18 protein-coding genes are annotated in these 20,846 nt (G+C 59.8%); 13 read left to right on the top strand and 5 right to left on the bottom strand.

What is annotated here, in order from left to right; genetic code table 11:
- Positions 1 to 15: 15 nt before the first annotated feature.
- The gene (locus tag VSS37_RS11390; protein ID WP_324695310.1) at positions 16 to 1,236 is read right to left on the bottom strand and encodes an AfsR/SARP family transcriptional regulator; all 1,221 of its coding nucleotides are present in this window, start codon (positions 1,234 to 1,236) and stop codon (positions 16 to 18) included.
- Positions 1,237 to 1,349: 113 nt separating this feature from the next.
- Between VSS37_RS11390 and VSS37_RS11385 the strand changes: the two genes are divergently transcribed.
- Positions 1,350 to 1,550: a hypothetical protein gene (locus VSS37_RS11385; RefSeq protein ID WP_324695307.1), complete on the top strand. Its 201-nt coding sequence runs from the start codon at positions 1,350 to 1,352 to the stop codon at positions 1,548 to 1,550.
- An 83-nt stretch (positions 1,551 to 1,633) separates the two neighbouring features.
- Here the strand turns inward: VSS37_RS11385 and VSS37_RS11380 are convergent, their stop codons facing one another.
- Together VSS37_RS11380 and VSS37_RS11375 are read right to left on the bottom strand one after the other, a co-directional pair.
- The gene (locus tag VSS37_RS11380) at positions 1,634 to 3,010 is read right to left on the bottom strand and encodes an ATP-binding protein (RefSeq protein ID WP_324695306.1); all 1,377 of its coding nucleotides are present in this window, start codon (positions 3,008 to 3,010) and stop codon (positions 1,634 to 1,636) included.
- 3 nt (positions 3,011 to 3,013) lie between these two features.
- A complete protein-coding gene (locus VSS37_RS11375) occupies positions 3,014 to 3,700 on the bottom strand; it encodes a response regulator (RefSeq protein WP_324695305.1) in 687 nt (228 codons plus the stop codon).
- Positions 3,701 to 3,853: 153 nt separating this feature from the next.
- Between VSS37_RS11375 and VSS37_RS11370 the strand changes: the two genes are divergently transcribed.
- The 5 genes from VSS37_RS11370 to VSS37_RS11350 all read left to right on the top strand — a co-directional run bounded on the left by VSS37_RS11370 (position 3,854) and on the right by VSS37_RS11350 (position 12,716).
- On the top strand, positions 3,854 to 4,426 hold the full coding sequence (locus VSS37_RS11370) for a hypothetical protein (RefSeq protein ID WP_324695303.1): 573 nt from the start codon (positions 3,854 to 3,856) through the stop codon (positions 4,424 to 4,426).
- Positions 4,427 to 4,564: 138 nt separating this feature from the next.
- Positions 4,565 to 7,315 (top strand): PAS domain S-box protein, encoded by a 2,751-nt coding sequence (locus tag VSS37_RS11365; RefSeq protein ID WP_324695301.1) that lies wholly within the window; start codon positions 4,565 to 4,567, stop codon positions 7,313 to 7,315.
- Between the two features lie 237 nt (positions 7,316 to 7,552).
- Positions 7,553 to 7,924: a response regulator gene (locus VSS37_RS11360; RefSeq protein WP_324695299.1), complete on the top strand. Its 372-nt coding sequence runs from the start codon at positions 7,553 to 7,555 to the stop codon at positions 7,922 to 7,924.
- 169 nt (positions 7,925 to 8,093) lie between these two features.
- Positions 8,094 to 12,284: a chemotaxis protein CheB gene (locus tag VSS37_RS11355; RefSeq protein WP_324695297.1), complete on the top strand. Its 4,191-nt coding sequence runs from the start codon at positions 8,094 to 8,096 to the stop codon at positions 12,282 to 12,284.
- Positions 12,285 to 12,308: 24 nt separating this feature from the next.
- Positions 12,309 to 12,716, top strand: a complete 408-nt coding sequence (locus tag VSS37_RS11350; RefSeq protein ID WP_324695295.1) for a response regulator transcription factor — start codon at positions 12,309 to 12,311, stop codon at positions 12,714 to 12,716.
- Positions 12,717 to 12,746: 30 nt separating this feature from the next.
- Here VSS37_RS11350 and VSS37_RS11345 read toward each other — a convergent pair whose 3' ends face one another.
- Entirely contained in the window at positions 12,747 to 13,256 is a 510-nt protein-coding gene (locus tag VSS37_RS11345; RefSeq protein WP_324695293.1) for a DUF4405 domain-containing protein, read from the bottom strand.
- Positions 13,257 to 13,427: 171 nt separating this feature from the next.
- Here VSS37_RS11345 and VSS37_RS11340 point away from each other — a divergent pair, with 171 nt between their 5' ends.
- From VSS37_RS11340 to VSS37_RS11310, 7 genes are all read left to right on the top strand, one after another.
- On the top strand, positions 13,428 to 14,063 hold the full coding sequence (locus tag VSS37_RS11340) for a hypothetical protein (protein WP_324695290.1): 636 nt from the start codon (positions 13,428 to 13,430) through the stop codon (positions 14,061 to 14,063).
- 212 nt (positions 14,064 to 14,275) lie between these two features.
- On the top strand, positions 14,276 to 15,640 hold the full coding sequence (locus tag VSS37_RS11335; protein ID WP_324695288.1) for an efflux transporter outer membrane subunit: 1,365 nt from the start codon (positions 14,276 to 14,278) through the stop codon (positions 15,638 to 15,640).
- 19 nt (positions 15,641 to 15,659) lie between these two features.
- Positions 15,660 to 17,009 carry an efflux RND transporter periplasmic adaptor subunit gene (locus VSS37_RS11330; protein ID WP_324695287.1) on the top strand — a complete coding sequence of 450 codons (1,350 nt, stop codon included), beginning with the start codon at positions 15,660 to 15,662 and terminating at the stop codon, positions 17,007 to 17,009.
- Positions 17,006 to 17,728, top strand: coding sequence for an ABC transporter ATP-binding protein (locus tag VSS37_RS11325; RefSeq protein ID WP_324695284.1), 723 nt, complete (start codon positions 17,006 to 17,008; stop codon positions 17,726 to 17,728). The genes VSS37_RS11330 and VSS37_RS11325 overlap by 4 nt, the downstream gene beginning before the upstream one ends.
- The gene (locus tag VSS37_RS11320; protein WP_324695282.1) at positions 17,728 to 18,939 is read left to right on the top strand and encodes an ABC transporter permease; all 1,212 of its coding nucleotides are present in this window, start codon (positions 17,728 to 17,730) and stop codon (positions 18,937 to 18,939) included. The genes VSS37_RS11325 and VSS37_RS11320 overlap by 1 nt, the downstream gene beginning before the upstream one ends.
- A 190-nt stretch (positions 18,940 to 19,129) precedes the next feature.
- Positions 19,130 to 19,339 carry a hypothetical protein gene (locus VSS37_RS11315; protein ID WP_324695280.1) on the top strand — a complete coding sequence of 70 codons (210 nt, stop codon included), beginning with the start codon at positions 19,130 to 19,132 and terminating at the stop codon, positions 19,337 to 19,339.
- A complete protein-coding gene (locus tag VSS37_RS11310) occupies positions 19,339 to 19,773 on the top strand; it encodes a type II toxin-antitoxin system VapC family toxin (protein ID WP_324695279.1) in 435 nt (144 codons plus the stop codon). Before VSS37_RS11315 ends, VSS37_RS11310 begins: the two co-directional genes overlap by 1 nt.
- On the opposite strand, the gene VSS37_RS11305 is transcribed toward VSS37_RS11310, so the two are convergent.
- Entirely contained in the window at positions 19,770 to 20,840 is a 1,071-nt protein-coding gene (locus VSS37_RS11305) for an ABC transporter ATP-binding protein (protein WP_324695278.1), read from the bottom strand. The two genes, VSS37_RS11310 and VSS37_RS11305, sit on opposite strands and share 4 nt — an antisense overlap.
- Positions 20,841 to 20,846 lie beyond the last annotated feature (6 nt).

The raw sequence follows: 20,846 nt of genomic DNA, 5'->3' as shown, positions 1-20,846 counted from the left end.
GTTTTCCAAAAGGTTTTATAAATCGATGGTGGTGAGGGGCGCACCCCGCATTGCGCCACGCCAAGCCGGGTCAAGCGGCTCCCCTTCCAAACGGGACGTCATCACCAACAAGGCTCCGCCGCCACCCGCCGCAGAAATCAGGGCGGCTAATGCTTTCAGGGTGGCCAATTTCGCCAAATGAATATGCTCCACAACAAATAGGCAAGGTTGCGCTGTATTGGGGCATCCCGCAGGAATAAGGCCGCCAGCGCCAGAAGGGGGGATTTCGCTGCGTTGGCAGTTGAAGCCATGTTCTTGGGCGACGGTCAGGATACTTTCCACCAATTGGTGTTTGGTCTGGGCATTGCCGCCCCGGATCAGGAAACTGTGCCCCAAGCGGTTGCATACAATGCCATTGAGGGCGTTTTTCACCAGGCACAAGATACGCTCGCTGCTGTCGGGCCTAATCTTGGGGGAGGCGCAACCGCATTGCTGCGGGATGTGGGAATCCATTTTGGCGGTGGGGCTTGCCTGCGAGGCCGCTATTTTCTCAAGCAACGCCTCGGTTTCAGGGGAAGGGGCAACCCCCAGTTCCTGTTGCAGCACGTTTCGGCAGTGTTGATACCAGCGGTGCGCGGCGGCGGGGTCGCCCAGCCCGTGGTGGGCCTGCATCAGCGCCCGGTAAGCCGATTCCTGCAAGGGATCCAGCGCCATTAGTTGGGTGGCGTAATGCAGGCTGCGGGGATAATCCTGTTGTTCCAGCAGCATGTTCAGACGTTGCCGCAGGGTGGCGGCCGCCCGCAGGCTGTAATCGTTGCGGTAGGTTTCCAGCCAAGCGCTGAACATATCGGAACGCGGGTTGCAGCCTTCCAACAATTCCCCCTGATACAGTTCCAACGCCTTGTCCAGTGAATGCTCATCGCCCTGCGCCAGCGCAGTGTTGAACGCTTGCGCATCAATGCTGATCAACTGACTGTCCAGACTGATCCAGTCACGCGTGGTGCGCAACGCTGCGTAATCTTCCGGAATCAACCGGTGCAGTTCAACCAGTGTTTGGCGCAGGCTGTGACGCGCCTGGGATTCGTCACTGTCGGGCCAGAACAGGGCGGCAATTTTTTCACGCGGATGTTCGCGGTCAGACGTCAACGCCAGCCACGCCAGCAGTGCCCTGGCTTTGCGGGTGGCAGGGGTCAGCATCTTGCCTGCGGCGTCTGCCAGTTGGAACCCCCCGAATAATGTGAGCCGGAATTTTTCCATAAGCCTGTGTTTTTTGACTTTGCTTTGACGATTGCACGGTAAGCTGCCTGCCAATCGCTGAAGAATATTAGTTTTTCAGAATCTTCTTAAATTGTAACAAATAGGTGAATATCATGAATATGAAAAAAATGCGTGGGGTTATTGATCCATTGACGCTTGGTTTCCTGCTGACTATCGCAATCGGCGGCATGGGTGCGGCAACTAACGCCAAGATCCAGAAAACCGCGCAGGTGCAGGCCAATGCACAAACGCAGCAGGCCTCTGTCCAACAGCAAGCGCAGGTGGCGCCAGCCGTGACAATTGCCGAAAAATAATCGGCAAAACAGGGGATACAGTTGCAAAAGGCGGGTGATAAACCCGCCTTTTTCGTATGGAAACTAGGGTAAGGGACTTGCGTTTATAGTGCTGGCTGTTGTTGCAAGGGCAAGGTGATGGCGATCCGCAGCCCGCATTCCGGCCTGTTGGTGGCACGGATACTGCCGCCATGGCTTTCAATCGCACGGCGGGCGATTGCCAGGCCAAGGCCATGCCCGTTGCGGGTGGAGCTGCCAGCGCTGCTGCGTTGGAATGGGTTGAAAATGCTGTCCAGCTCGCTTTCCGGCACCCCCGGCCCTTGGTCATCGACCGTGATGTGCAGGGCGGAAGCGGTGTCCTTGTGGATGGACAGCGTGACCATGGTGGTTGGCGGGGTATGGTGGATGGCGTTGCGCACCACGTTTTCCAGCGCCCGGTAAAGCAGTTCGCCATGCCCCTGAATGATGGGGTTTTCCTCCAGATCCGAATGGAAGGAGACGCGCCGGTCCAGGGCTTTGGCCTCAAAACGGGCGTCGTCAATCACCGCATCCACCAGTTCCAGTATGTCGATGTACTCGTCCTTAGCCTGCGGTGTGCCGGATTCAAGGCGGGAAAGGGTCAGCACTTCACCAACCAATGTGTCCAGCCGCGCCGCTTCGTGTTCAATGCGGTCAAGGCTGCCGCTCATTTTTTCCGGCTGCTGGCGCGCCAACCCGATGCTGACTTGCAGGCGCGCCAGCGGGGAGCGCAATTCGTGGGAAACGTCATGCAGCAGGCGGCGCTGCGAGGCCATCAGGTTCTGCAATTGCGCGGTCATGTCGTCGAATGCGCGGCCCAGGTCGGCGATTTCATCCCGGCGCGAACCGATGGCAGGCGTGACCCGTTGGCTCAGGTCGCCGGTTGCGACCGCGCCGAATGCCTGGCGCAACACCTGGACGGGCTTGGAGAAGTACCACGCCAGCAGGAAGCTGGAGATGAAGCTGATGACGATGCCGGAAACAATCAGGACTGCCGGAGGGAAGTGATACGCAGGCGGCAGGCGCTGCTTTTGCTGGAATTGGGGGAACTGTCCGGCCAGCGGCGCAAACAGGATGAAATTTTCCACGCCGGATTGCACTTGGCGCACGATCGGCAGTTTGAGGTTGCCTTTCAGGCTGTCGCGCACCCGTTGCAGGGTGTCGCTGGAAACGGCGCGCCCCAGCAATTCCTTGCCGTCGACGTCGACCGCGTAGATTTGCAAGTCGCCAGGGGCTTCATCCCGTTGTTCTTGCAACATGTTGTGCAAGGCCGCCGCGCCGCCATACAGGAAGGTGTTGGCGGCCGCCTTCACCGCCAGGATGGAGCTGGGGCGGATGACAACATCCTTTTCCACGTCTTGCAGGGCGCTGCGGTGCATCCAGACCGTGGCTCCGGCCACGCCGCCTGCCGCCAGCAGGGTTAGCCAAAAGGTGAGCAGGATTTTCCAGAACAGCCTTCCCATCCCTCACTCCCACACCAATTGGTAGCCGACGCCACGCACAGTCTGGATGCAGGAACGCCCGTCCGGCAGGTTGCCGAGCTTGTGGCGGATGCTGCTCATGTGCACATCGATGCTGCGGTCGTAACGGGTCAGGCTGCGGCCCAGCCCAAGGGATGACAAATCGGTTTTGCTGACGGTCTGGCCTGCCTGCCGGACGAGCACTTCCAGCAGGTTGAATTCGGTGCTGGTCAGCTCCAGCGGCGCGTCCTGCCAGGCGGCCTGCCGTTTTTCCGGCCATAGGATCAGTTCCCCCACCTGCAAGGGGTCGTGCCCGCCAGCGATGGTTTCCGGGTTGGAACGGCGCAGGATGGCGCGGATGCGGGCGGCCAGTTCGCGCGGCATGCAGGGCTTTGGCACGTAATCGTCCGCGCCCAGCTCCAGGCCGATGATGCGGTCGATGTCGTCGCCGCGCGCGGTGAGCATCAGCACCGGCATCTGGCTGTGGGTGCGGATGCGGCTGAGGGCTTCGATGCCGCTCATGCCGGGCATCATCACGTCCAGCACCGCCAGCGCGTAACCGCCGTTCATGGCGGCGCGGACGGCCGATTCACCATCATGCACGGCGTCCACGCTGAAACCTTCGCGTTCCAGGTATTCTTTCAGCATATTGGTGAGTTCAATGTCGTCGTCGACCAGTAGTAACTTGCTCATGGCTGCCTTTTCGGGTTTCTGCATAGCTTGGATGATACGGCGAACCTATGGGGGAGGCGCAGGGTTTTACATTTCTTTACATGTGGCTTTACGTATCTTTACAGGCAGGGGATGGATACTATGAACTCCAATAACAAGACTGGAGAATCATCAATGAAACAGTTACTCGGCATCAGTTTGCTGGCGGCGGCGCTGGTTGGATGCGGTGTGGCACCCGCCACGCAGGATGGGGCGCCAGCCTCCCGCCATTTGGAGCGGATGCAGGCTGAATTGGGGCTGACGCCGATGCAGGCCAGCCAAATCAATGCGATTGAGCAGGCGCAACGCAACCGGATGGATTATTTGCGCAACAGCTCCCAAGCGCGCATCCGGGGCCTGCTGACTGCTGAACAGGCGGCACGCTACGACCAGATGCAGCAACAGCGCCAGCGTGGTTTCAATGACGGCCAGCAGTTCCCGCGTGGCGGCACGCGCCAGGATGGCCAATGGCGGCAACAGGGTGGGCGCGGCGACATGGCGCAACGCTTGCAGCAGGAACTCGGCCTGAGCGCCGGGCAGGCGCGGGAAATCGTCAGCATCCAGCAGGGTGACCGGGCGCAAATGGAAGCATTGCAGAATGATACCCGCGCCCAAATCCGCCAGGTGCTGACGCCTGCGCAGGCAGCGAAGTATGAGCAGATGCGTTCGCCGCAACGTTTTGGCGGTGGCCGCAACCAGCAGTGGTAAGCGTGTTCGCTGGGGCATAAATGCATGGGCACCCTCACTGGCCGGTGGTTAATGGGGTGTTTTTTGTTGGGTTGGCGGAATGTGGCAGTATGCTGGTATTGTTGGCGACGAACCGGTTGGTGTTTATGGGAGCATACTATGAGAGAGGATGCCGCAGCCCCGCCTGAGCAAATGCATGTTTCATCGTCTGGGCAGCCGCCCGCCCAGGGCGGGGAGGGGCAGCAACCGGCTGCGGAAGAAGCCCGCTTGCGCCGGAATGAGCTGCGCTTGCGGCTGGCGTTGGAATCCGCCTACATGATTTCATTTGAATGGGATATCCGGCGTAACGAAATCCGCCGCTCTGTTTCCTCTTCACCCGCGTTGCCGCAGACGCCGGAAGGGCGGCCAGACACGTTTGAGGACGTCTGCCAAGCGGTGCACCCTGATGACCGTGAACGTTTCATCGCCAATGTCAATGCGGCGTTGGCGCGGCAGGATGGCCTGTACGAAAACGAATTCCGTATTCTCCAGCCGGATGGCTCCACCGTTTGGTTGCATGAAAGTGGCCGGGTGGAGTTTGATGAAGGGGGCAAACCGGCGCACCTGATTGGCCTTGCCCAGGACATCACCCGGCAGAAGCAAACCGAACGCGCGCTAAAGGAAAGCCAGCGCCGTTACGCCGGGATTGTTGAGTCGGCGATGGATGCCATCATCACTATCGACGCCAGCCAGCAGATTGTGTTTTTCAACGCCGCTGCCGAAAAGATGTTTGGCTGCACTGCCGCTGAAGTCATCGGCGATGCGGTGGACCGTTTTATTCCTGAGCGTTTTCAACATGGCCACCGGGAGCATATCGCCATGTTCGGGCGGACTGGGACGGCCAACCGCAAAATGGGCAATCTGGGCATTGTTGTCGGGCGGCGGGCGAATGGGGAGGAGTTTCCGGTGGAGGCTTCCATTTCCCAGGTCAGCATCAATGGGGAGAAATCTTTCACCGCGATCCTGCGCGACATTTCCGAACGCAAGCGCACCGAAGACCGGCTGAAGGAAAGCGAGGCGCTGCTGCGGCTGTTCATTGAACATGCACCAACCAGCATCGCCATGTTTGACCATGCCATGTGTTATCTGGCGGTCAGCAACCGCTGGAAGCAGGATTTCCGGCTGCCGCTGGATGAGCCATTGCTGGGGCGTTCGCATTACGAGGTGTTCCCTGACATCCCTGAGCGCTGGAAGGCGGTGCACCAGCGCGGCCTGAACGGTGAAACCTTGCGCGGGGATGAGGACTCCTTTGTCCGGCAAGACGGTTCCACCCAATGGGTGAAGTGGGAAATCATCCCGTGGAAGCGCAGCAACGGGCAAGTGGGCGGCATCCTGGTGGCGACGGAGGAGATTACCGAATGGATGCGCTCCAAGGAAGCGTTGCGGGAAAGCCGGGAAGATCTGCAACGCGCCCAGGCGGTCGGGCAGATCGGTAGCTGGCGTCTGGACGTGCGAAATAACGTGCTGACCTGGTCGGATGAAAACTACCGCATTTTTGGCGTCCCGGAAGGGACGGCGCTGACCTATGAATCATTCCTCAACGCCATCCACCCCGATGACAGGGATTATGTCGACCGCCAATGGCAGGCGGGCATGCATGGCGAACCTTACGACATTGAGCACAGGATCGTGGCGTATGGCGAGGTCAAGTGGGTGCGGGAAAAAGCCTATCTGGAGCTGGATGACAGTGGTGTCCTGCTGGGCGGTTTCGGCATCACCCAGGACATCACCAAGCGCAAGCTGGCGGAGCTGGCCCTGCTGGAGGCCAATCACCGCAAGGATGAATTCCTGGCGATGTTGGCACATGAGTTGCGCAATCCGTTGGCACCCATTAGCAACGCTGTGCAGATCCTGCGCATCACGCAGCAGGGCAATCCGGAGATAGAACAGACCACCAATATGGTCGGGCGGCAGGTCAGGCATCTGGTCCGGCTGGTGGACGACCTGCTGGATGTGTCGCGGGTCACCCGTGGCAAGATCAAGCTGAAAAAAGAGCGGGTCAACCTGGCGGACATTATCCGTCAGGCCATTGAAACCAGCCGCCCGTTGATCGACGCCCGCAACCACCAGCTCAAGGTCCGCCTGCCGCAGGCGGAAATCTGCGTCGATGGGGACTCCACCCGTCTGGCGCAAATTATCAGCAATTTGCTGAACAACGCCGCGAAATACACCGATGCAGGCGGCCATATCTCCCTGATGCTGGAGCAACGCCCTGGCTCTGTTGGCGGGAAAGCCCTCATCCGCGTCAAGGACAACGGCAGGGGGATGGAGCCAGCCGCACTGGAGAACCTGTTTGACATGTTCTACCAGGTGGACCGCAACCTCGACCGCGCTGAAGGCGGTTTGGGAATCGGCCTGTATCTGGTCAAAAGCCTGGCCGCCATGCACGGTGGCCATGTGGAAGCCTTCAGCGAGGGGCGTGGCAAGGGCAGCGAGTTTGTCATCCATTTGCCATGCCTGCGGCCCGAACAATCAGGGGAAGGTATGGCGGTTGATGCAGAGGAGATGCCGACTCGCGGCAAACGTATCCTGTTGGTGGACGATAACCCGGATGTGGCCGACAGCATGGCCATGCTGCTCAAGTTGTTTGGCCACGAAATCATCATTGCTTACGATGGCCGGGAAGCGGTGAGCATCGCCTTGCGCGAACAGCCTGACGTGGTGCTGCTGGACATTGGCCTGCCTTACCTGAATGGCTATGAAGCCTGCCGCGCCATGCGCAAGGCTGGCCTGACCCGCGCCATGATCGTGGCTTTGACCGGTTACGGGCAGGAAGAAGACCGTAAAAGAGCCCAGGAGGCCGGTTTCAACCAGCATTTGGCCAAGCCGGTTGACGTGGATGTGCTGGAGGAATTGCTGGCCACTTGGTGATAATTTTTTTCGGTATAAATGAATTGGGCAAAAAGCGATGTTATTGTCTAATATTTTGCTGGGAATATTGGCTCCGGATGGTGGAGCGGTCGGAACAACAATAATTTTTCCGTCAGTATTCCGTTGATTACTGCGAGGTCGTTGGTAAGGAGGGTCGCTTTGTTAGTGGGACAGCAGCTTTATAGGAAACCGGCTTCTTGCCCGGATTCAAGCGCCAGCAAGGCGGCGAAATCCCGTATGGGGCACCGTATTTTGCTGGTGGAGGACAACCCGGACGTGGCTGACAGCATGGCCATGCTATTGCGGTTGTTTGGCCACGAAGTGCTGATGGCGTTTGACGGCAAGGAAGGCATCGCCCTGGCCTTGCAGGAAAAGCCCACCGCCATCTTGCTGGACATTGGCCTGCCCGGCATCAATGGCTATGACGCTTGCCGGGCGATCCGTGGCGCAGGTTTTTGCGACATTCCGATTTTCGCCGTGACCGGCTACAACCAGGCGGAAGACCGCAAAAAATCACAGGAAGCCGGTTTTGACCGCCACATGCCCAAGCCTGTCGATATAGATGAACTGGAAAAACTGCTGGCTGGGTTTCCGGGCAAGGCCGCGTGACAGTCAGCGGCGATTTGCTGCACAGGCAGGCAGGTGCCTGTTGTTTCTCCAAAAAGAGGATTTGGCTGGTTCGCGGCTAGGCGATCGACTATTCTTGAAGCAAGCTCATTTTCATCAGACATTGATTTGTCGGCCCGTAGTGTAGCGGGTAAGCGAGACAAGATGCGTCATGCCGGACAACAAACCCCCCAATGATTATCATACGACCCGAGCAGCCATACCCGTTGTCGCAGGGATAGGCGCGTCAGCAGGTGGGCTGGAAGCGCTGAAACGCCTGTTCCGGACTTTGCCGGACGATACCGGGGTCTGTTTCGTCCTGATCCAGCATCTTGACCCCAATCATGAAAGCCTGATGGCCGACCTGTTGTCGAACTACACCTCCATGCCGGTGGTGCAGATCCGGGAGGAAACGGTGGTGCAGGCGAACCATGTGTATGTCATTCCCCCCAACAAATACCTTTTCCTCAGCAATGCCACCTTGAAGCTTTCCGACCCGGTGGAGCGGCGCGGCATGCGCATGGCCATCGATTTTTTCCTGCGCTCGCTGGCGGAGGACATGCAGGAAAAAGCCATCGGCATCATCCTGTCCGGCACGGGTTCCGACGGCACCCAGGGCATCAAGGCCATCAAGGAAAATGGCGGCATGGTGATGGTGCAGTCGCCCGCCAGCGCCCAGTATGACGGCATGCCGCGCAATGCGATCAATACCGGCGTGGTGGACGAAGTGCTGGATGTGGAGGACATGGCCGCGACCCTGGTCCGGTACATCCGGCACCCGTATGTCAGCCACGCCTCCTCTTCCCTGAAAGAGGATGAGGAGGATTACCTGCAAACCATCCTGGGGATTTTGCGCGCGCGCGCCAATTACGATTTCCGCTGCTACAAGAAAGGCACGCTGACCCGCCGCATCCAGCGCCGCATGGGGCTGAAACAGATCGACAAGCCGGAAGACTACATCCATTACCTGCGTTCCCAGCCGGATGAAGTGACCCAGTTGTTCAAGGATTTGCTGATCGGCGTCACCAGTTTTTTCCGCGATGAGGACGCCTTCAAGATTCTGGAAGAGGACGTTGTCGACAAGCTGGTGGAGTATGCCCACAACGACGATGTGTTGCGGGTGTGGGCGCCGGGCTGTGCCAGCGGGGAAGAGGCCTATTCGATCGGCATCCTGTTCATGGAGCGCCTACAGGCCAGGAATTGTAATGCGCAGTTGCAGATATTCGCCTCGGATATCGATGAAGTGGCGCTGGAAACCGCCCGCAATGGCGTTTACCCCGACAGTATCGCCTCGGATGTTTCGCCCCGGCGGCTGGAACAGTTTTTTGAGAAAGTCGGCGAGCATTACCGGGTGGTCAAGCCGCTGCGGGAATCGATCGTGTTCGCCTCGCAGAATGTGGTGCGGGATGCGCCGTTTTCCCGGCTGGATCTGATCAGTTGCCGCAACCTGCTGATTTACCTGAAACCGGAAATCCAGAAGAAACTGTTTTCCCTATTCCATTTCGCGCTCAAGCCGGATGGCTACCTGTTCCTGGGCGGCTCGGAAACCATCGGCCAGCAGAGCGGCCTGTTCGATACCGTCAACAAGAAATTCCGTGTCTACCAGCGTATTGGCTCACGGCATCCCGGTGGGCTGGAGTTCCCGATTTTGTCCGAGCAGGGCAAGGGGCCGGTTTTGCCGATCCGCGCCAATACGCCGCAATTGACCTCCGCCGCCCTGGCGCAACAAGCGTTGCTGGAAGAGTTTGCCCCTGCTGCGGTGCTGGTCAACCGCAATGACCAGATCCTGTATTACTACGGCGCTACCGGCGAGTATCTTATCCAGCCGACGGGGGAGCCGACCCAGAACCTGGTTTACATGGCGCGCGACGGTTTGCGCACCAAGCTGCGTTCGGCGGTGCTCAAGGCGCGCCGTGAAAGCTGCCGGGTGCAGGTGACGGCCGATTATCAGCATGCGGATAAAAGCCGCCATCAGGCGGACATTGTGGTCAGCCCGGTCATGAGTTCCTCGCGCCCGGATGATGGCCTGCTGTTGGTGGCTTTCATTCCGGGAGAGCACATCAGCAGCGGTGTCAGTGAACAGCATCACGATGGCGATATCGATGAAAACATCGTGCATCAACTGGAAGCGGAGCTGGCGGGCACCCGCGAGGATTTGCAGAGCACCATCGAGGAGCTGGAAAGCTCCAACGAGGAGCTCAAGGCTTCCAATGAAGAAGTCATGTCGATGAATGAGGAACTGCAATCCACCAATGAGGAACTGGAAACCTCCAAGGAAGAATTGCAGTCGGTCAACGAAGAGCTCAATACCGTCAACACCCAGTTGCAGGACAAGGTGGCCGAGCTGGCCGCCGCCAATGACGACCTGAGCAACCTGTTCAGCAGCACTGATCTGGCCACCCTGTTCCTGGACACGCAGTTCCGCATCAAGCGTTACACGCCTTACACCACGCGCTTGTTCAAGCTGATCCCCTCCGATATTGGCCGTTCAGTGGAGGACATCGCCACCCTGGTGATCGATTCCGGTTTGTTGCAGGATGCGCAGCGGGTGCTGGACAGGCTGGAAACGGTTGAACGGGAAGTGCAGACCACGCAGGGGAGATGGTTCCTGCAACGGGTGGTGCCTTACCGCACCCAGGACAACCGCATTGATGGCGTGCTGATCACCTGGACGGATGTCAGCCAGTTGAAGCAGGCGCAAAACGAACTTCAGGCAATGAACCAAACGCTGGAAGTGCGGGTGGCGAAACGCGCCGGTTACGCCAACCTGTTGCGCGATGTGGCCAAGCTCGCCAACCACGCCGAGGCGATTGCGCCAGCGGTGGAGGCCATCATCAACCGCCTGTGTTCCGCATTGGGCTGGCCGCTGGCCCACGCCTACATGCTGACGGTCGACAAGGAGCAGAACCTCAAACACGCGGGCCTGTGGTCGGCCAAGGCGGAGAAGCGTTACCGGCCATTGCTGGAGGCGACCCAGGAACTGGCGTTGGGGGAAGAAAAATCCATGCCGGCCCGGGTGCTGCGCGACAAGCAGAGCTACTGGCTCAGCGGCGGCGAACTGGATGAAAGCTGTAGCCGCTCCGTCATCCTGCACCAGCTCGGCCTGAACACGCTGGCGGCGTTCCCGGTGTTGGTGGGCAGGGAGGCGTTTGCGGTCATCGAATTGTTCCACCCGGAACCGCTGGCGAAAGAGGTGGAGCTGCTGGATGTGCTGGAGCAGGTCGGCACTGAACTGGGCCGGGTGGTTGAGCGGGCGCGCAACCAAGCGTTGCTGCGCGAAAGCGAAGAGCGTTTCCGGCACATGAGCGACAAGTCCCCGGCGTTCATCTGGCTGTGTGACGAGGACGGCGACAGCCAGTGGTTCAACCAGCGCTGGCTTGATTTCACCGGGCGTTCGTTGGAAGAGGAGTTGGGCAATGACTGGACGCAGTTGATCCACCCTGATGACCGCAACAGTTTTCTGGCGATTTTCCAGGGTGCTGTGCAGGCAAGGGCGGAGTTTGAGGTGGAATGGCGGCTGCACCAGCATAATAACGGCTATCGCTGGCTGCTGGGGCGCGGCGTGCCTCGCCTGGCCAGCAGTCGGCATTTCCTGGGTTACATCGTCACCTGTATTGACATAACCGCCAGGAAGGAAGCCGAAGAGCAGGCGCGGCGGCATTTGGCCGAGTTGAGCCATCTGGGGCGGGTCGCCATCGCTGGCGAAATGGCATCCGGATTGGCGCATGAAATCAACCAGCCGCTGGCGGCCATTTCCAACTACGCACAGGGGATGCGCCGTTTGCTGGAGCACGATGGCGTGGCGGTGGACAAACTGATCCCCGTGCTCGACAAGCTCAGTGTCCAGGCCAACCGGGCGGGTGACATCATTCACCGTTTGCGGGAGTTCATCCAGACCGGGCATCCGGCCAAAAAGCCGGAGGACATCAACCAGCTGATCCGTGACAGCGCGCAATTATGGCAGCCCGAGGCCAGGCTTGCTGGCATCCAGGTCAGCTATGAGCTGGACGGGGCCCTGCCCGGCATTGCCGTGGACGCCATCCAGATCCAGCAGGTGCTGCTGAACCTCATCCACAATGCCATTGAGGCAATGGCGGAAAGCAAGGGGCAGCCACAGGAATTGGCCGTGCAGACCCGGCAGAATCAGGACGGAAATATTGAGATAATTATCAGGGACTCAGGCCCCGGCATGTCGGAGGAGGAGCTGGAAAAGCTGTTTCACCCTTTCTTTACTACCAAAACGAAAGGGATGGGCTTGGGTGTTTCCATTTCCAAAACCATCATTGAGGCGCATGGAGGCGTGTTGTCCGCGTTTCCGAACCCTGACCGCGGCATGAGCTTCCGGATTGTGTTGCCTGTTTGAGATGTCTGCATGAGGTGCATGCCAATGAAAAAAACTGTCTACATCGTTGATGATGACGATGCAGTCCGCGCCTCGATCCAGTTCCTGCTGGAAGCAGGGGATTTCACCGTGTCCACGTATGAATCCGCCCTTGCCTTTGAAGCCGCCTTTGAGGGTGGGCTTGATTTGGCGGAGGCGGGGTGCGTGCTGGCGGATTTGCGGATGCCGGGGATTACCGGCATTGAACTGGTGCAGCGCTTGCGGCGGCGCGAACAAGACATTCCCGTCATTATTATGTCCGGGCATGGCGGCCAGTCAGCCAGGAATGAGGCCAAGGAAGCGGGTGTTTTCGATTTTCTGGAAAAGCCGTTTGATGCTGATGCCCTGTTCGGGATCATTGACCGGGCGATTGCCAGCAGGGAGGCTACGCACACGGGTTTGGCCCATGAATAGCCAAACCCGGAAGGAAGGACATTTCATCCGTTACGGCTGGTTGGCCAGCACGCTGTTCAGCACTTCAACAGGGTTGCGCTGGTTCTGGCGGGCGATGTCTTCCAATGACGTGTTGGCGTCGCTGGCGTTTAGGCCGACTTGCTGCAACTGGCCTTGCAAGGCTTCCACGGTTTTGCCGGTGACGCCCGCCAACTGGTTCAACGGCGCGTTGAGCAACACCCGCGCCGCCTGCATCTGTCCACCGGGAGGGCCACGGCGCTCACCGCCGCCCTGGATCAGCATCGAGGCCACCAACACCGTGGCGAACAGGCCGACCACCGCCACTGCCGGTTTCTGGGTGAAATAACGGCTGAACGAACGCCAGTGCATGCTGACATGCACGCCCACCGCCAGCACCATGATCCAACTCAGCCATTCGTGCGCGGCTTTGATGATGCCTGCCTCCAGGTGGAAAAACATCATGACGCCAGTGACGGCCATCAGCATGAAAGAGCCGATGACCAGCGGGGTGGCAAAGCGGCGTAAGGTGGTCGTGTCCATAATTGATTAATCTCCATGTTGTCAAAGCTTGTGTGATGGCGGCAATCATCAGCAATTGCTTATACAGACAAAAGCGGCTTTACATTCTTTTACAAACGCTTTACCCATTTTTACGCACAACCGGCGGATACTCTGCTCTCCATAATTCAATCCATGAAGGAGATACCAATAATGAAACCTTTTTTGAAGATGGCGCTGCTGGCTGGCGTGCTGATCAGCAGCGGGGCGGCCATTGCGGCTTCGCAAGGCGATGTGCCGCCGGGCCAGGGGCGTCAGATGGAGCGGATGCAAACGGAACTGGGGTTGACGGAGGCGCAAGTCAGCCAGATTACCGCCATTGAAACGGCCCAGCGCGACAAAATGCAAGCGCTGCATGAAGGTTTCCAGGCGCAGATCAAAGCGCTGCTGACGGCGGAGCAGGCGGCCAAGTTTGAGCAACTCCAGCAACGCCGCGGGCCACCGGGAGGGATGAAGGGCGGCCAGCGCCAAGCTCCGCCAGATGGCGCGATGGCACCGGGTATGGACGGCCAGAACCCGCCACCGCCAGATGGCGCGATGGGGCCAGGTATGGGCGGCCAGCCTCCACAGCCGATGCAGGGGCGCATGGCCGAACGGATGAAAACTGTGCTGGGCCTTAGCGACGGGCAAGCCAGCCAGATTGCAGCCATCCAGCAGCAGCAACGCACGGAAATGGAAGCGCTGCGCACGGAAACCCAAACCCTGATCAAACAGGCGTTGACGGCGGAGCAGGCAGCCAAGTTTGAACAGATGCGTCTACCACGCATGGGCGGCAAACGTTCCCAATAAGGGCGCAGGATACCAATAGGGCTATGACACGGGCTTGGCTGCTAGGCGGTCAAGCCCGTTGTTCTGTGGGCTTGCTTGAATTCCCCCCGGTTTTGGCGGTTCATGTGGCGTAAGGCGGAATTTTACATTTCTTTACATTCGCCTTACCCATCTTTACGGGTAGGTGCGCGACACTTACCCCATTGAAAGACACAACGATCAAGGATCACATAATGTTGCGTAAACCGGCTCCCCTGATGACCAGTCTGGCAGTATGCGTGGCGCTGACTGCCTGTTCCCCTGCCGCGAGTATCCGGGATACCGCGCCGCAGGGCGCTTCCACCCAATTGCAGGCCAGCGCGGCGGTGGCCAGCCGTGCGCCGGTGCAGGCGGCGTGGTGGGGGCGTTTCAATGACCCCATCATGACCAGCCTGATCCAGGAAGCCCTGCAAGCCAACCCCGACATCAAGACTGCCCAAGCCAGCTTGCGGGCGGCGCGGGCGCAACGGGCGATCGCCGGGGCCAGCCTGCTGCCCAGCGTGTCGGCGGGCGGCTCAGTCCGGCGCAACAGCGGCAGTGACAATTACGGCGCCAGCATCGACGCCAGTTGGGAAGCTGACGTGTTCGGCGGCAACCGCCTTGCCCGCGACGCTTCCGAAGCGGATGTGCAGGCCGCCCAAGCCGGTGTGGAGGATGTGAAAGCCTCGCTCGCCGCCGAAGTCGCCAGCAATTACGTCAACTTGCGGCTGGCGCAGGCGCGGCTGGCCGTCGCCCAGCAGAGCCTGGCTTCCCGTAACGAAACCGTGCGGCTGGTTTCCCTCAAGCAGCAAGCCGGGTTGGCCAGCGGGCTGGAGGCTGACCAGGCCAGCTTGAGCCTGGGGCAGTCGCAGGCGCAGATTCCGGCGCTGAAAGACAGCATCACCCAAAGCGAAAACGCCTTGGGAACCCTGACCGGCAAGGGGCCAGCAGCCTTGCAGGCGCGGCTGGAGGCGGCCAAACCAATTCCGACGGCGGCGGCGCAATTGGCGAACGCGGTTCCGGCCAACGCCTTGCGGCAGCGTCCGGACATCCGCGCTGCCGAATACAAGGTGACGGCGGCGGCTTTGCGGGTCGGCGAAGCCAAGGCGAACCTTTACCCCAGTTTCAATCTGGGCGGCTCACTCAGCGCCAGCAGCCTGAGCCTGGCTGACCTGATCGACCCGACCACGGTGGCGCGTTCCCTGCTGGCCTCCATCAGTGCGCCGCTGTTTGACGGCGGCAAACTGAAACAGCAAGTGGAAAGCCGCGACGCCGCCCGTGAACAGGCAGTCGCCAGTTACCAAAAGACCCTGCTGACCGCGCTGAAAGACGTGGCCAATGCATTTTCCAGCCTGCAAGCCAACCGTCAGCAACAGCCGATCTTGACGAACAACGTGGAGCTGGCCCGCAGCGCGGAACATCTGGCGAAGCTGAGTTATGAAGCGGGCACGACCGATTTCCAGAACGTGCTGGATGCCCAGCGCAGCACCTTGAGTGCGCAAGAAAGCTTGCTGGCGGCCCAGGCGGACAACACCCAGGCAATCATCAGTCTCTACAAAGCCGTTGGCGGCGCTTGGTAAGGAGCTAAGGAACATGACCATGAACACACCCACCAACCCTTCCGTTGAGGATGTCCTGAAACAAAAAACGGGCCGCCCAGGCAAAGGCCGCGCTTGGAAGCGTTGGTTGTCCGTTGTCGTGGTGCTGGCAGTGGCGGCGGGCGGCTGGTATTACCTGCAATCGCCCAGCGCCAGCAGTGAGCCACGCTTCCAGACCCAACCCGCCACGCGCGGCAACCTGAGCGTCAGCGTGACGGCGACCGGCAACCTGCAACCGCTCAACCAAGTTGACATCGGCACGGAGCTGTCCGGCACGGTCGAGGCGGTGCTGGTGGACAACAACGACCAAGTCAAGAAAGGGCAGGTGCTGGCGCGCCTGAACACCACCCAGCTCAAGGACACCATCACCAAGGGCAAGGCGTCGCTGGCTTCCGCGCAGGCCAAGGTGAAACAGGCCGCCGCCAAGTCCAAGGAGGCGCGCACCAACCTCAACCGGCTGCTGCAATTGAACCAGTCTTCCGGCGGCAAGTTGCCCGCCAAGTCCGACCTGGATTCCGCGCAAGCCGCGATGGATAGCGCCCTGGCCGATGAGGCGGTGTCCAAGACGACCGTGATTTCCGCCGAGGCGGATCTGCGTTCGTCAGAAACCAATCTGGGCAAGGCCATCATCACCTCGCCGATCGATGGCGTGGTGCTGAACCGTTCAGTTGAAACGGGGCAGACGGTGGCGGCTTCGTTGTCCGCGCCAACCCTGTTCACGCTGGCGGAAGACCTGTCGAAGATGGAGCTGGAGGTCGGCGTGGATGAGGCCGATGTCGGCCAAGTCAAGGAAGGGCAGAAAGCCGAATTCACCGTCGACGCTTGGCCGGGCCGCAAATACCCGGCGTCCATCACCCGCGTAAGCCTAGGCTCGACCACTGCCGACAATGTGGTTTCCTACGCCACCACGCTGTCTGTCGCCAATGCCGACCTGACCTTGCGCCCCGGCATGACGGCGACCGCCACCATCAGCACCGATTCGCGCGAAAACGCCTTGCTGGTCCCTAACGCCGCGTTGCGCTTCAAGCCTACGTTTGGTGGCAATGGCGGTGGCAGGCCGTCCGGCGATCAGTCCGGCGGCGGCTTCCTTTCCAAACTGATGCCGCGTCCGCCCGGCATGAACCGCCAACGCACCCAGCCTTCCAAGCCGGATGCGGCGGTTGGCAACAGCGAACAGCGGGTCTGGATACTGCAAGACGGGCATCCACGCCCAGTCAAGGTCCAAACCGGCATTACCGACGGCAAGATGACCGAAGTCGTCAGCGGCGACCTTCAGCCGGACATGCCGGTGATCATCGGCAGCGCCGCAGCAGGTGCCGGTAACAGTGGCCCGGCAGGAGCCTCCCGATGAGCGCGCTGATCGAATTCAAGAACATCACCAAGACCTACGGGCAGGGGCAGGCGAGTTTCCTGGCGTTGCGCGGGGTTGACCTGCGCATCGATGAAGGGGATTTCGTGGCGATCATGGGCCCCAGCGGTTCCGGCAAGTCCACCGTCATGAACATCCTTGGCTGCCTGGATGTGCCTTCCACCGGCGAATACCTGTTCCGCAATGTGCATGTGGAGCAGCTAGACCGTAACGAACGCGCCCTGTTGCGGCGCAACTTCCTCGGTTTCGTGTTCCAGGGCTTCAACCTGCTGGCGCGCACCACGGCGCAGGAAAATGTCGAGCTGCCGCTGCTGTACCGGGGCGAACCGGCACCAGTCAGGCAGGAGGCTGCCAGCGCCGCGCTCAAGCAGGTGGGGCTGGCCGGGTGGGAGCACCATACCTCGGCGGAGCTTTCCGGCGGCCAGCAGCAGCGTGTCGCCATCGCCCGCGCCATTGTCACCAACCCGACCCTGCTGCTGGCGGATGAACCGACCGGCAACCTCGACACCCAGCGCAGCCATGAGATCATGGAATTGCTGGTGTCGCTCAATGAAGTGAAGGGCATCACTGTCCTGATGGTCACGCACGAGCCGGAAATGGCCGAATACGCCAAGCGCGTGGTGCATTTCGTTGACGGCAGGGTCGACACCGACGTGCGCAACCGGGCGATAGATGAAGTCCGTAAGCGGGAGGCAGCGTAATGTTGTGGAACAGTTTTTTGCTTGCCCTGCGGGGGATACGCCGCAACTTGTTGCGTTCCTTCCTGACCGTGTTGGGCATTGTGATCGGCGTGTCGGCGGTCATCACCATGGTGACGCTGGGCAACGGCGCCACCCAGGCGGTCAAGGATCAGGTCGCCAGCCTCGGCAGCAACCTGTTGCAAGTCCGTTCCGGCCAGCGCATGTTCGGCCCGCCGGGCAGCGGGATGCGGGCGCCTTCGTTCACGCTGGAGGATGTCAAGGCCATCCAGGAGCGCGTCACCGGGCTGGCCGCTGTTGCGCCGGAAGCCAGCCGCACCGCCACCGTGGTTTCCTCCGCCAACAACTGGTCCACCAGTGTGACTGGCTCGACCAACGATTTCTTTACGGCAGGCAGTTGGACGCTGGCCGCCGGGCGTGAATTCACCAAGGCGGAAGAAGAGGGCGGGCAGACGGTCTGCATTATCGGTGAAACCATCCGCCGCGAGTTGTACGGCACCGCGCAGCCGTTGGGCGAAACCATGCGGGTGAAAAATTTTTCCTGCGAAATCATCGGTATCCTGGTTTCCAAAGGGCAGGCGTCGATGGGGCGCGACCAGGATGAGATCGTGGTGATGCCGATCCGCACCGTGCAGCGCCGCCTGATCGGCAACCGCGACGTTTCCAGCATCCAAGTGTCGGTGCAGAGTGAAAACGACATCGACCGGGTGAAGGATGACTTGACGCAACTGCTGCGCGAGCGCCGCCATTTGGAAGACGGCGAGGATGACAATTTCAACGTGCAGGATACCCGGCAGATTGCTGATGCACTGTCCGGCACCACGCAAATCCTCACCATGCTGCTGGGGGCGGTGGCCTCCGTCAGCTTGCTGGTCGGCGGCATTGGCATTATGAACATCATGTTGGTGTCCGTGACCGAACGTACCCGCGAGATCGGCATCCGGCTGGCGATCGGCGCGCTGGAGCAGGAGGTGCTGATGCAGTTCCTGATCGAGGCGGTGGTGCTGGCCGCGTTGGGCGGGTTGGTCGGGATCATCCTGGCGACGCTGGCTTCGGTGCTGCTGGCGCAGGTGATGAGCGTGCCTTACACCTTCAACACCGGCATCAACCTGCTGTCATTCGTCTTTTCGGCAGGGATCGGCATCCTGTTCGGCTACATGCCCGCCAAACGGGCGGCGCGGCTGGACCCGATCGAAGCGTTGCGGCATGAATAATGGGAACTGGCGGGCGATGCCAGCGGTCAGGCAGCCTGGGTGCAGGTGTGGCGCTGGCTTAGTGTGTATCTGTATTGGTGCCGAATTTTCTGTGTTAGAGTGTGTATAGAAACTTGTGTATTGTGAGGTTTAAAGCATGACTCTTGCCAGCAAAACGGAGGCGCTTCCCTCCCTGAGAAAAAATTTCACCATGCGTGAGGAAACCGTGCGCGAACTGGATTTTCTGGCCAAGTTATTGAATAAAAAACAGAGCCAGATCATTCAGGAATTGATTCACAAGGAATCTGAAACACGCCGTAACGAATTGCGGCTTACCAAGTTGAAGCGTCTCAAGGGAGCGTTCACCGGGCTGATTGGGGATGAACAGTCCATTCAACGGATGAAAAGTGAGCGTGCGTGATGAGTCGCCGGATCTTTGTTGACGCCAATATCATCAATGACATTTACGACCAGAAGCGGCGCTTCCATGAGGCCAGTTACCAGTGCCTCGAATATTGCCTCAAGCATGATGTGGCCTTGGTGACCAGTTGTGACATTGTGACGACGGTGTACTACATCACCACCAAAAGCCAGGATGCGCAAAAGGCATTGGAAGCCCTGGCGCAAGTGAATGATATTTTTGAGATTGCGCCGTTTGACAATGCATTGTTGGCGGAGGCCATCCAGTTGATGCAGCAGGATGCTGATTATGTTGACCTAGAAGACACCTTGCAGTTTGTGATGGCCAGACAGGCTGGATGCGACCTTATTCTGACCAATGATGGCAGTTTTGTCGCCAAGGGTTTGCAGACTGTCAGCAGTCCAGATTTTATCAGGCAGAAAACGGTTGGTTAACGGGGGTTGGCCTGTTTTGCCCCAGCGTCGTTGGGCAAAATCACCCGCCGCTGCGCGTCCAGCCCGAAGCTGACGTTGTCCCCGAGCGCATACGGTTGGCGGCTGGGGGCAAGCGCCAGTATCCGGCTGCCATCCCCCAGTTCCAGCGTATACAGGTATTCCGCGCCCCGGAACGCCTGTGACAGCACCGTGGCCTGATACGGCGCATCTTCTGCCAGTTTCACCGCGTCAGGGCGGATCAGCACCGCCACCGGGGAATCCAGTGGGCAAGCTTCAGGCACATCGCCTTGCACCGCACCGAGCACCGTCATCACGGCATTGCCGTCCATGACCGTACCGGCAAGCAGCGCGCCTTGGCCAATAAACCCCGCCACGAACTGATTCGCCGGTTGATGGTAAAGGTTGTAGGCCGTGTCCCATTGCTGCAAATGCCCGGCCTGCAATACGCCAATTTCATCCGCCATTGCAAACGCTTCGTGCTGGTCGTGTGTCACCAGCACTGCCGTCATGCCTTCGCGCTTGAGGATGTCGCGCACTTCGCGGGCCAGCATTTCGCGCAATTCCACATCCTGACTGCCGAAAGGCTCATCCAGCAAAAGCAGGCGTGGACGGGGGGCGAGCGCACGCGCCAGCGCAATCCGCTGCTGTTGCCCGCCGGAAAGCTCGTGCGGGTAACGCTTTTCGTAACCGGGCAAGTCCACCAGTTCCAGCAATTCCATCACCCTCTGTGCCTTCTCGCGGGCGGATTGTTTGCGGATACCGAAGCTGATGTTGTCGGTAATTGTCAGGTGTGGGAACAGTGCGTAATCCTGAAACACCATGCCGATATTACGTTTCTCTGGCGGCAGGTGCGTGCCGGGGGCGCTGATAATCTGATCTTTCAGGGTAATCGTGCCCTGTGTGACCGGCTCGAAACCGGCCATGGCACGCAGCAGCGTGGTCTTGCCACAGCCACTCGGCCCCAGCAGGCAGCCGATTTGGCCGTCTTCCACGCTCAGGCTGATGTCATGCACCACAGTATTGTCACCGTAAGCGATATGGATGTTTTGCAGCGTCAGTTTGCTCATGGTTGC

Origin of the sequence: Candidatus Thiothrix phosphatis (assembly GCF_035668035.1) — a bacterium.
GTDB lineage: Bacteria > Pseudomonadota > Gammaproteobacteria > Thiotrichales > Thiotrichaceae > Thiothrix > Thiothrix phosphatis.
Note: the sequence above shows the minus strand (reverse complement) of the source record. Positions and strands in the feature narration are given on the sequence as shown.